General features: G+C 57.2%; 7 protein-coding genes. 5 read left to right on the forward strand and 2 right to left on the reverse strand.

Annotated features, from left to right (window positions below; translation table 11 throughout):
- The first annotated feature begins 72 nt into the window (after positions 1-72).
- The gene (gene smc / locus QP503_RS07175; RefSeq protein WP_285067772.1) at positions 73-3588 is read left to right on the forward strand and encodes a chromosome segregation protein SMC; all 3516 of its coding nucleotides are present in this window, start codon (positions 73-75) and stop codon (positions 3586-3588) included.
- A 144-nt stretch (positions 3589-3732) separates the two neighbouring features.
- Here the strand turns inward: smc and QP503_RS07180 are convergent, their stop codons facing one another.
- Positions 3733-3954 carry a DUF7455 domain-containing protein gene (locus QP503_RS07180; protein ID WP_006681584.1) on the reverse strand — a complete coding sequence of 74 codons (222 nt, stop codon included), beginning with the start codon at positions 3952-3954 and terminating at the stop codon, positions 3733-3735.
- Positions 3955-4126: 172 nt separating this feature from the next.
- On the opposite strand from QP503_RS07180, the gene QP503_RS07185 reads away from it, so the two are divergent.
- From QP503_RS07185 to QP503_RS07195, 3 genes are all read left to right on the forward strand, one after another.
- On the forward strand, positions 4127-6229 hold the full coding sequence (locus tag QP503_RS07185) for a DNA gyrase/topoisomerase IV subunit B (protein WP_006681583.1): 2103 nt from the start codon (positions 4127-4129) through the stop codon (positions 6227-6229).
- Positions 6230-6445: 216 nt separating this feature from the next.
- Positions 6446-7384, forward strand: coding sequence for a GNAT family N-acetyltransferase (locus QP503_RS07190; protein WP_006681582.1), 939 nt, complete (start codon positions 6446-6448; stop codon positions 7382-7384).
- Positions 7385-7467: 83 nt separating this feature from the next.
- Entirely contained in the window at positions 7468-8508 is a 1041-nt protein-coding gene (locus tag QP503_RS07195; RefSeq protein WP_285101444.1) for a GNAT family protein, read from the forward strand.
- A 47-nt stretch (positions 8509-8555) separates the two neighbouring features.
- On the opposite strand, the gene QP503_RS07200 is transcribed toward QP503_RS07195, so the two are convergent.
- Positions 8556-11030, reverse strand: coding sequence for a DNA gyrase/topoisomerase IV subunit A (locus QP503_RS07200; protein WP_285067769.1), 2475 nt, complete (start codon positions 11028-11030; stop codon positions 8556-8558).
- 68 nt (positions 11031-11098) lie between these two features.
- Here QP503_RS07200 and QP503_RS07205 point away from each other — a divergent pair, with 68 nt between their 5' ends.
- Positions 11099-11632: a DUF5998 family protein gene (locus QP503_RS07205; RefSeq protein WP_179370425.1), complete on the forward strand. Its 534-nt coding sequence runs from the start codon at positions 11099-11101 to the stop codon at positions 11630-11632.

Consider the following 11632-nt stretch of genomic DNA (forward strand, 5'->3'; position numbering starts at 1 on the left):
AAAAAGTGGTGTTTGCATCTGCAGGCGCCACTTTTTCTTATTCTTCCCACAGTTTCCACGTATCCTTGACCCGTGCACTTAAAGAACCTGACGCTACGCGGGTTTAAGTCTTTCGCATCTACGACGACGTTGAAGCTTGAACCCGGGATCACCTGTGTCGTGGGTCCGAACGGTTCGGGTAAGTCGAACGTTGTGGATGCACTTGCCTGGGTGATGGGCGAGCAGGGCGCGAAGAGCCTGCGTGGCTCTAACATGTCGGACGTTATTTTCGCCGGCACATCGGGACGTCCGGCTTTAGGGCGTGCGCAGATTGATCTGACGATCGATAACTCAGATGGCGCTCTTCCCATCGAATACACGGAAGTAACGATCACCAGGACACTGTTCCGCGGTGGGGGCTCCGAATACGCAATTAACGGTTCACCTGCTCGACTGCTTGATATTCAAGAATTGCTGTCCGATACGGGCATGGGACGTCAGATGCACGTCATCGTGGGGCAGGGGCGCCTCGACTCGATCCTTCAAGCAACCCCGGAAGATCGTCGCGGGTTCATTGAAGAGGCTGCCGGTGTGCTGAAGCATCGCCGGCGTAAAGAGCGTGCGCTGAAGAAGCTCGCTGACATGGATCAGAATCTCGTGCGTGTTCTGGACCTGACTGAAGAGATCCGACGCCAGCTGGGTCCTCTTGCGCGCCAAGCGAAGCAGGCGCGCAAGGCCTCGTTGATCCAAGCACGAGTGCGAGACGCGAAAGCTCGCTTGCTCGCCGACGATCTTGTGAACGTGCGCGAGAAGCTTGAACGTCAGTCGCATATTGATACCCGTCTCGAAGAGCTGAAGCGTGCGCATGAAACCAAGATTGCGGATCTGCGGGCATCAATTGAGGAAAGCGAACGCAATCAAGAAGCTCGCGCTCGCAATGCGAATGACGTGACGCGAGTCTGGCAGGAAGCGACCAGCGTCCATGAGCGTGCGAAGACGACGCTCGCAATCTCTGCCGAGCGCGTCAAACAGTATTCGCGCCCCGAAGCTACACCGACGGGTGAAGACCCGGATGTCTTGGACCAGAGGGCATTAGCTGCTTCGAATGAGGACGGGGACCTTCTCCAGCGTGTTCAGCAAGCCCAACGTGAATTAAGTAGCCTCGTACGCGCCAAGGAACAAGCGGAAGACGAAGATCAACGCGCAGCCAAAGAACTCGCCAGGGTCAACGCACTCGTCGCTGACCATCGTGAGAAAGTGGCGCGCCTGACGGGTGATGTTGGGAGTGCTCACGCCCGATTGGAAGCCGGTGAAGCGGAAGCCGGTCGTGCTCGTAGCGCGCTCGAAGCTGCACTCGCGCGAGCTGAAGAAGCGAAGAAAGCCGTTGAGGACGCGCCCGAAGAATCGGGTGGCGATTTCGATGTGAGTCGCGCGCATGCGCAGGCGGGCATCCATCGTGATCAGGCACGAGCAAAAGTTGATGCCCTCCTTGCCGCTGAACGCGAAGCTCGCGCCGATCGTGCTCACTGGGAAGCGCGTCGTGATGCCCTGACCCAGCTTCTTGCGCGTGACGATGACACGGCTCACCTGCTCGATCGTGACCACGTGCTGGGTGCCGTCCAGGATTTCGTGAACGCCCGCCAAGGAACCGAGAACGCGATCGCGACGCTACTTGGCCCATTTGCGGACGCCGTCGTCATGGATTCCCTGGATTCTGCGCTCACTCAAGCGCGCGACGCCCAGGAGTCCAATAGTGGCCAGTTACGGATGATGATCGCGAATGGGGACGAGGTCGCGCCTGCCAAGCAGAAACTACCCGAGGGCCTGACGTGGGCGCGAGAGTGCGTGACACCAGACCCGAAAGTCGCAGCGAGCGTTTCAGCCTTGCTTTGTGGCGCAGTAGTTGCCAACGATCTTGATGCTGCCCAACGTGGCATTGCGATCGACACAGTGGACGTTGCCGTTACATTGAGCGGAACAATGGTGACTCGTTCAGGTGTTATAGCAGCCGGACAGACAGCCGACTCATTACTTGCCATCAAAGCCCAACACGAAGCAGCCGCTACGAAGGCCGAGGCAGCACAACACACGTGCGATGCCCTCTCTGATGAACTCACGGCAGCGAATACTGCGCTGGACCTGGCAATACGCGGAGCGAACGAAGCCCTGAAAGCTCTGCGTGCCCACGACGCCCTGCAGGCTGAACGCGCTCAAAAGACTGCACGACTCCAGTCCGCGCTCGCAGCCAGTGAAGCTGAGGTAGGCCGTGGACGAGAAGCGCTCAAACGTGCCGAGGATCATGTCGAATGGGCTAAAGAACGCGTTGAAGAAGCGCGATCGAAAGTCGAAACACTGTCGGAGAGTCCCTCTGAAGACGTCGACGCAGCGCGCGATAAAGCTGAGGGTGCTGCCAGAACGGCGAAAGAAGCCCGTGAAGCGGAAACCTCAGCGCGCCTGGCATTGCGAGCATTAGAAGAACAATCCAGGCAGGCTGGCGCGCGTGCCCGAAACCTTCGCCAGGCAGCAGCAAAAGAGCGCGAAGAGCGTGGCCGTTATGCGAAGCGCGAAGCTCAACGCCAGGTTGCGTTGCGTGCTGCAACGGAGATTGAGGCCGACGCGCGTCAGGCAGTGAACGAGGCTGCCCAGCTACTTGCTATCGCCTCGGCCCGCCAGACGGCGGTTGCTGAAGAAACTCGGCAGGAAAATGAGCGCGTTGGTGCCCTGCGCTTGGCCGTGGATGAAGAAATGAAGCGCCTAGCCGACGTTACTGGCGAGGTTCAACGTGACGAAATTGCGCGCACTCAACTGGAATTGCAAGCGAGTGATGTTGAGCGTCGAGCAATGGAAGAGCTTGCGCTCGATGCTGACACTTTGATTGAAGAATACGGACCCCATACCCTGGTACCCGTTTTCCCATCGGACCCGGATGAAGAAGTCAGCGAAGAAGGCCAGCCTTTTGTTCGAAGCGAACAAGAAAAGGCTTTTGAGAAAGCTTCAAACGAGCTGGTGCGCCTGGGGCGCGTGAACCCCCTGGCTTTGGAAGAACACGATGCTCTGGCTGCTCGTCATGCATTCTTGATGGAACAGGTAAAAGACCTCAAAGAATCAAAAGCCGATCTGATGAGCATCATTACCGATGTGGATCGACTGGTTGAAGAAGCATTCGTTTCCGCATTTGAAGACACGAAGAAACAGTTCGCGCACACCTTTGACGTTTTGTTCCCCGGCGGTACAGGTGATCTGATTTTGACCGACCCAGATTCGCCTTTGACCACGGGCATTGAAATTGAAGCTCGCCCCGCCGGCAAGAAGGTCAAGCGAATGAGTTTGCTGTCGGGTGGTGAACGCTCACTCGCAGCTATTGCTTTCCTCGTCGCGATCTTTAAAGCTCGTCCATCTCCGTTCTACGTGATGGACGAAGTTGAAGCCGCACTCGACGACGTGAACTTGTCGCGTCTTCTGGCAATCTTTAAAGAGCTACGTGAAGAATCTCAGCTGATCGTGATCACGCACCAGAAACGCACTATGGAGATCGCCGATGCTCTCTATGGCGTCTCGATGCGTGATGGTGTGACAGGAGTTGTTTCCCAGCGTCTTGCGCGCTCATAATGCCGTGTTAGTGTGAGAAACCCGTGTCCGCATCTTTATGTTTTCTGCCCGCGCGATAACAAAGACAATGGGTACGCCAGATGGCGTACCCATTGTCTATTCAGTAGTCGTGGCGTGGTCAAAGAGAACCGAGACAGCAGATGATCAGTTGTCCTTGTTCAGGAAGTGACGTTCGTCGAGGATCGAGGCGCCCGACAGCATAAGGGCGTCAAGGTTTTGCGTCGCGTGGTGGGCGCAGAAGAACAGTTGGAAGCCGGATGGCATCGTGGCACGCAGCCACGCCTTCGCGCCACACTTGTCGCAACGGTCGGCGGCGTTGAGAACCGGGGCCGTTGAGGTTTCTGGCTGAAGTGAAAGCGTTGTCATGTTTCAATCACACACTAAAGAGTCGGTAATGTCGCGTTCAAAAGCGATTGTTCACCCTCGGCGCAATCCGTACGCGAGTGTGCTCATCATGCGAGCAAGTGGAACACGCGTCATCTGGAAGAATACGGCGAGGTGAAATGGCGCTCATTCAATGATTCTTTAAGATAAGCGGGTGACTTCTTCATCTGACTATTCGGCACGGCACCTCAGCGTCCTTGAAGGACTGGAAGCTGTTCGTAAGCGCCCCGGCATGTACATCGGTTCCACGGACCACCGCGGTTTGATGCACTGTCTCTGGGAAATTATCGACAATGCCGTTGACGAGGCTCTTGAAGGTCACTGCGACACGATCAATGTGCGCCTGCACCCTGACTATTCTGCGTCGGTGGCTGACAACGGTCGAGGTATTCCGGTTGACGAGGTCCCCGGTGTCGGTTTGTCAGGCGTCGAGGTCGTGTACACGAAGCTTCACGCTGGTGGTAAGTTCGGTGGCGGTTCCTATGCGTCATCGGGTGGTCTGCACGGCGTGGGTGCGTCCGTTGTGAACGCGCTGTCCGCGCGTCTTGACGTGCAGGTTGACCGCGGCTCAAAGACATGGGAAATGTGTTTCCGTCGCGGTGAGCCCGGCGAATTCGACGATTCGAAGCAACGCACCCCGAATTCACCGTTCACTCCGTTTGAAGAATCCTCGCAGCTGAAAACCGTTGGCAAGGTAAAGAAGAATGTCACCGGTACACGCGTGCGTTTCTGGGCTGACTTTCAGATCTTCCCGTCAACCGAAGGATTCTCATGGGAAGCTTTGTGTGCGCGTGCACGCCAGACCGCATTCCTTGTTCCCGGCCTGACCATCAACTGCTGGGATGAGCGCGCAGAAGAAGAGCTTCACGAGTCATTCCGCTACGACGGTGGCGTCGTTGACTTTACGAACTGGCTGGCCAGCGATGGTCCTGTGACTGACACGTGGCATATTCAAGGTGAAGGAACCTTCACCGAAACCGTTCAGGCACTCGATCCGTCAACGGGACACCTCGCTGCGACCGAAGTGGAACGCACGTGCCAGGTGGATTGCGCCTTGCGATGGGGGATTGGCTACGATACTTCACTGCAGTCATTCGTCAACATTATTGCGACCCCGAAGGGTGGCACACACGTTGCCGGTTTCGAGCAGGCTGTCTTGAAGGTGTTGCGCGCGCAGATTGATAAGAACGCGCGCAAGTTGAAGGTGGGTACCAAAGATGGGCGTCCCGAAAAGGATGATGTCCAAGCCGGTCTGACTGCCGTTGTCACCGTCCGTTTCCCCGAACCGCAGTTTGAGGGGCAGACCAAGGAAATCCTGGGTACACCACAAGTCCGTACGGTCGTGTCTCGCGTTGTCACCGACTGGCTGAATGCGAAGTTTAATTCCTCAAAGCGCGACGACAAACAGCAGACGTCTTCGCTGATGGAAAAGGTTGTCGGCGAAATGAAAGCGCGTGTTTCAGCGCGTATTCACAAGGAAATTTCGCGTAAGAAGAATGCGCTTGAAACATCCTCTCTGCCCGCGAAGCTCGCAGACTGCCGAATGGAAGATGTCTTAGAAACCGAACTGTTCATCGTCGAGGGTGACTCGGCACTGGGCACGGCAAAGGCGGCACGCAACAGCCAGTATCAGGCGCTCTTCCCGATTCGAGGCAAGATCCTGAACGTCCAAAAGGCATCGACAGCGGATATGCTGGCGAACGCGGAATGCGCGAACATTATCCAGGTCATTGGTGCAGGATCAGGTCGAACTTTCGATCTTGATTCCGCCCGCTACGGCAAGGTTATTTTGATGACCGATGCTGACGTCGATGGCGCGCATATTCGCACGTTGTTGCTCACCCTGTTCTTCCGCTATATGCGCCCCATGGTCGAAGCTGGCCGAATTTACGCTGCTGTTCCACCGTTGCACCGCATTGAAGTGAGCGCTAAGGGACGCAAGCCTCGCGAACTGATTTACACGTATTCCGAAGATGAACTCCACAAGAAGCTTGCTCAACTGCGTAAGGCGGGGCGGACATGGAAAGAACCGATCCAGCGCTACAAGGGCCTGGGTGAGATGGACGCGGACCAGTTGGCTGAAACCACCATGGATCGCGCGCATCGTTCCTTGCGACGCATCACCCTTGATGATGAAGACGCTTTGCGCGAAGCAGAAGATGTGTTCGAACTGCTGATGGGTTCCACGGTGGGACCGCGTAAGGATTTCATTGTCGAAGGATCCTCTGGCATCGACCGCATGCGCATCGACGCCTGAAAACTCCCTGTCGCCCCATCGTGTTGGGCCTCGTCTTTTCGCACCGTGTGTATTGAGCACCTGGCCGCTGAGACCTAGCGCAGAACCTTCCCGCGTATGTGACCAAAGACCCGATGCGCACGTACACTAGGATCTATGACTGGACTTGCGCAACGTTTGAAGCCACCAGCCTCAGTTTCGTATCCGGGCACCCACATCGGATTGAGGTGGCGTTCGATGATCGCCTCCGACGCTCCGGGTGTTTATGACGTGATTCGTCAGGTTGAGGCTGCTGATGAGATGCATCATCGTATGAGTGCATCCGACATCGCCGACATGGTGGAAGGTCGCACGCAAGATTTCTGGATCGATGCGCTTGTCGGTATCGATTCAGACAATCGTATTTGCGCAGTCGCAGCCGTTCGAGTCCTCACTTCGCTCTCAGATCATGCTGCCGCCGAGGTCAACGCCTACATTCATCCGCATTGGCGTGGACGTGGATTGGGCCGAGCTCTCCTCTACTGGCAAGATGGCCGTGCCCGTCAAATGCTGGTCGAAACATTCGGAGCGGACTCGAAGGTCCCCGCATCAATTTTCAACGTCGTTGATGCCCACATGACGGATCGTCGTCGTTTGTATATTGCGGCGGGCTTCTACGCGAAGGCTACGTTCCAAGTGATGTACCGCGAGCTTCTAGGGGCTGAAAAGGCTCGGAAGCCTCGCCACGGCTATTCGATCATTCCGTGGTCCGATGTTGATATGGGGAGCGCGAAAGCACTGTACTTGCGTTCTTTCGCTGAGCACACCCTGCCCTACTTGCACGAGGCCTGGTGGGAAGAATCTACCTCGAATTTGGATCCTCGCTGGTCGTTCGGAGCAGTATCTGAGCAGGGTGAGCTGGCTGGCTGTTTCGTCGTGGGACGCCCCGTTGAACGGTGGGCCGCGACCGGTAAGACAGAGGCATACGCGGAACTTCTGGCCGTTGATCAATCGCATCGTGGGCACGGGCTTTCAACCGCGTTGATTGGTGCAGCGGTGGCGGCGGCCGCTGAATCGGGAATGTCCAGGATCGGATTGGATGTGGATACGAAGAATACGTCGAATGCCCATGCCATCTACGAGCACCTCGGTTTCCTTGACGGGCCCGCGCAGGTTTTCTATTCGATTGACCAATAAGGTGTCCTGCGGGTTAGCGTGCCCGTGGGCGAATACGGGGACGTGAATATCTCACAATCTGGTGTTGACAAGAAAGGACGCGCATGGCTGACAATGCGTTGACGGGTGAAATCCCGCTGGCTCGTCGTACAGGCGCATCCGACGACGTGCCATTCCCGCCGTCCCATCATGGGATTGTCTGGGAAGAGCTCAGCATGAATCGCCTGCATGAATTGGCGACGCTGATTGCGCGCATGGAAGCGCAGGATAATCCTCCATATCGCACCAGTGTCGACGAAGTCGAAGAGATGCTGTCGGCTGAAGGCTGGCGTGGGCTGGCCGGTATGACGACTCGTGGTATCGCGAAGGGACGCATGGTCGCTTACGGTCGCGTTGCAATGCGCCAGAGTGGTCGTGTGGAGTGCCTGTGCGACGGAGGCGTTGACCCGTCGTTCCGTCGCATTGGCTTGGGCAGTTCGCTGGTTGAATGGCAGGAAGCAGTTTCGCGTCAGATGCTTGCTACAGCGGATACGGATGCGCCGGCTCAGATCACCATGCTTGTCGAGGCGGGTGAAAATGAGCTGGAAGAGCAGCTTCAGTTGCGTGGCTTCCACTGGACCCGTTCGTACTATGAACTTCGTGCGGATCTGTCCCAGATTCCTCCGACTCCGGATCTTGGCCGTTATTTGACGATTGAACCTTGGTCGGATGAGTGGGATGAACCGGCGCGTCACGCCGCGAATCGGCTCTCCGAGATTGAGTGGGGTAGTCCTGCCCTCACTCGTGAACAGTGGCTGATGGGACGTACTTCTTTCGTCCCGCAGTGGTCGTTCGTTGCCGTGGACCGCAGGGGTGACCGTCCGTGCGTGGTTGGTTTCCTCCTTGCCTCGAAGTACGTCCAGGACTGGGTTGCTCTTGGTTGGCGCGAAGGCTATATCGACCAGATGGGTGTCTTGGAAGAGGCGCGTTCGGATCGCGTCGTCGATGCCCTGATTACGTCGTCGATGCGCGCGATGGCAGCCGATGGGATGGATCGTATCGGCGCTGGGCTCGGAAGCGCGAATCATTCCAGAGCGCTTGCCGTCTACGATTATTTGGGTTTTGCGACGGTGGGTCAGACGCGCTTGTACGCGATCGATGTGTGACGAGGCCGCGCCGGCACTTTCGCGCCGGCGCGAACCGTTGTAGCGCCTTAGCCGATGAGGGTGATTGGAAGAACCACGGGAGTACCTGACCCATCGCGACGTTCGTCAACGTCGGGCAAGTCAACGGGGGAGCCATCAGCTGAGGCGCCTCGAGGTCGACGGTCACCCACCCACGCCAAGTCAATGCGATCCTCACCGCGCAGGAAACGCTGGGCGCGGACGCCTTGACCACCGCGACCCTTGACCGGGTAGAGCTCCAGCGGAGTTACCTTAGCGGTCGTCTGACCCGTTCCCGGCAGTGCTCCTTCAGCTGCTGCGACGGTGACGACGAAGGAGTCTGATGATACTGACAGAGCCCAGAATCCGAGTGCTTGGGCACCATCGTTAAGCTTCATACCAGCCATACCAGCGGCGGTGCGACCCTGCGGTCGTACCTTCGATGCCGGCGTACGAAGAAGCTGCGCGTCGGTTGAAACAAAGACAAGATCGTAGTCGTCGGCACACGGTCCGAAACCAACTAGACGATCACCGTCATCCAGTGTGATGACTTCCCATTCGTCACGGGCAAGTACATCCGGCTTCAAGCGCTTCACGGTGCCGTGGGCAGTACCCATCGCATACACCTGGTCTGATGCGGGATCAAGCAAACCGATCGCGGGAGAATTCGTGTGCAAGAGCAGAGATGCGGGCGTGGCTGCGGCCAGCGACAATCCTGTATCGAAGCGGGGGAGCGCGGGTAGGTCCACGACCTCTATGCGGTGAGCAACACCGTCTGCTGTAACAACCGCGATCTGAGAACGTGCGGTCGACGACAATTGTGCTATCCACCCGTCGTGGCTGGCACGAGGCCCCGGTTCTAGCGGGTCTCCGCCTTCAATTCGAGCCAGACCACCGTTCGATGACAGCACAACGACGCACGGGTCATCAGGGATCTGCAGGTCCATTCCCTTGCCGGACTTCGATGTGGCCGGCAACGTAGCAGCCAAGGCGGCGCCACTCGTCGCCTCGTTCCCCGATTCGGCTCCGGCAGACGACAGCAGCAGAGTCCGCCGGGGAGTAGCCAGACGCTGAGCAACATCGCGCAACTCAGAGATGACCAGTCCTCGCAACATCACCGGATCGGAAAGAATCTCTTCAAGGTGTGCGATCGTTGCGTGGAGTTCATCGCGTTCGTTCTCTAGCTCGATGCGCGAGAACTTGGTCAAGCGACGCAGGCGGAGCTCCAGAATGTAGTTCGCCTGAATATCGGTCAGGTCGAAGGCAATCTTCAGTCGTTCGCGAGCGGTTTCCACGTCGAAAGACGAACGAATAATCGCAATGACGTCATCAATATCGAGGACTGCGATCAACAAACCTTCAACCAGGTGAAGGCGATCCTGAGCCTTACCCAGACGGAACTTCGTGCGTCGCGTTGTCACGTCAAGACGGTGGTTGACGAATACGCTCAGCATGTCTTTCAAACCGAGGGTACGAGGCTGACCATTGACGAGGGCAACGGCGTTGATCGAGAAGGAATCTTCAAGAGGTGTGCGCTTGTACAGCTGTTGCAGGACCGCTTCGGGGTTGAAACCGTTCTTGATTTCGATGACCAAACGCAGGCCGTGGATACGGTCAGTCAGGTTCTGAACCGACGAAATACCCTTCAGCCGCCCGGCGTTAACGTTTTCCTTGATCTTTTCGATGACCTTTTCGGGGCCGACCATGTAGGGCAGTTCGGTGACGATCAACCCCATCTTGCGTGCGCTGACGCGTTCGACTCCGACCTTTGCGCGAGTCTTGAAAGCACCGCGACCAGTTTCGTAGGCGTCTTTGATTCCATCGAGTCCGACGATGACGCCACCTTCAGGCAGGTCAGGCCCGGGCACGAAACGCATCAGGTCGGCGACGGTGGCATCCGGATGCTCAATCAGATGAATGGACGCTGCGATTGTTTCAGCAAGATTGTGCGGGGCAATATTCGTTGCCATACCAACAGCAATACCGGAAGCGCCGTTGACCAGAAGCTGGGGGAATGCCGCTGGGAGTACCTCGGGTTGCATGAACTGGTTGTCGTAGTTCGGCACGAATTCAACCGTGTCTTCATCCAAACCGGTGACAAGATCCAACGCGGAGGGAGCCATACGGGCTTCGGTGTAACGCGCGGCTGCGGGGCCGTCATCAAGAGAGCCAAAGTTGCCGTGTCCGTCGACTAGGGGAAGACGCAGGTTGAACGGCTGAGCGAGGCGCACAAGAGCCTCGTAAATTGCCGAGTCACCGTGCGGGTGAAGCTTACCCATAACCTCGCCGACAACACGCTGGGATTTCACGTGGCCCTTGTCGGGGCGAAGTCCCATCTGATCCATCTGGAACAGGATGCGTCGTTGCACGGGCTTGAGGCCATCGCGTGCGTCTGGGAGTGCGCGAGCGTAGATGACAGAGACGGCGTATTCCAAGAAGGAGGTTCGCATCTCTTCGGAGACATTGATTTCACTGATGTCTTCGTCCGCAACGGGCAGTGGTTCTACGAGGTCCTTCTTAGCCATATTCGCGATTATCACGGGCGAAAGAACCTCTGTTCGACTCCCACGCCGAACGCGGGCACAATTAGAGGGTGAACACATGGGATCGAATCAATCGAACGGGCTTTTTCCCCCAGCTTGTTACCGCATCTTTGAAGCGCGCGTTGGGTGGTCAGACGCCACGCGCCACTCTTTGCCAGGTGGATGCTGCTTTTGATCAGGGGTCGGTTTTCCGCCACCTGTCATTGGCGACTCTGACTGACAGCGTGCTGATTCATATGCATGTTGATGAACTCGAAGATGGCGGAGCCTCCGTTGGCACGGGGATCTTCCCTCTTTCCCGTTTGGGGACGGTGTCGTCGATTGAGGTCTATCGTGAGGCGATGACATCGATGTTTCCTGCGGAGCTGACCATCTCGGTTGATCTGGGGGCAATGCGTCGTAGCGAAGTTGAGCCCGCTCAATGTGGCGATCCCTCGTGCACAGCGGAACACGGTTACACGGTCGCATCTTTCCCCGATGATTTGAATTTCCGTATCAGCGTCGACGCTGATGGCGTGGATGCAATGACTGAAGCCAGGCAGTTCGTGGACCTGCTTTCATCTGCTACTCGAGCTCACCACTGA

This window comes from Pauljensenia sp. UMB0895 (genome assembly GCF_030218905.1).
Classification (GTDB): domain Bacteria; phylum Actinomycetota; class Actinomycetes; order Actinomycetales; family Actinomycetaceae; genus Pauljensenia; species Pauljensenia turicensis_A.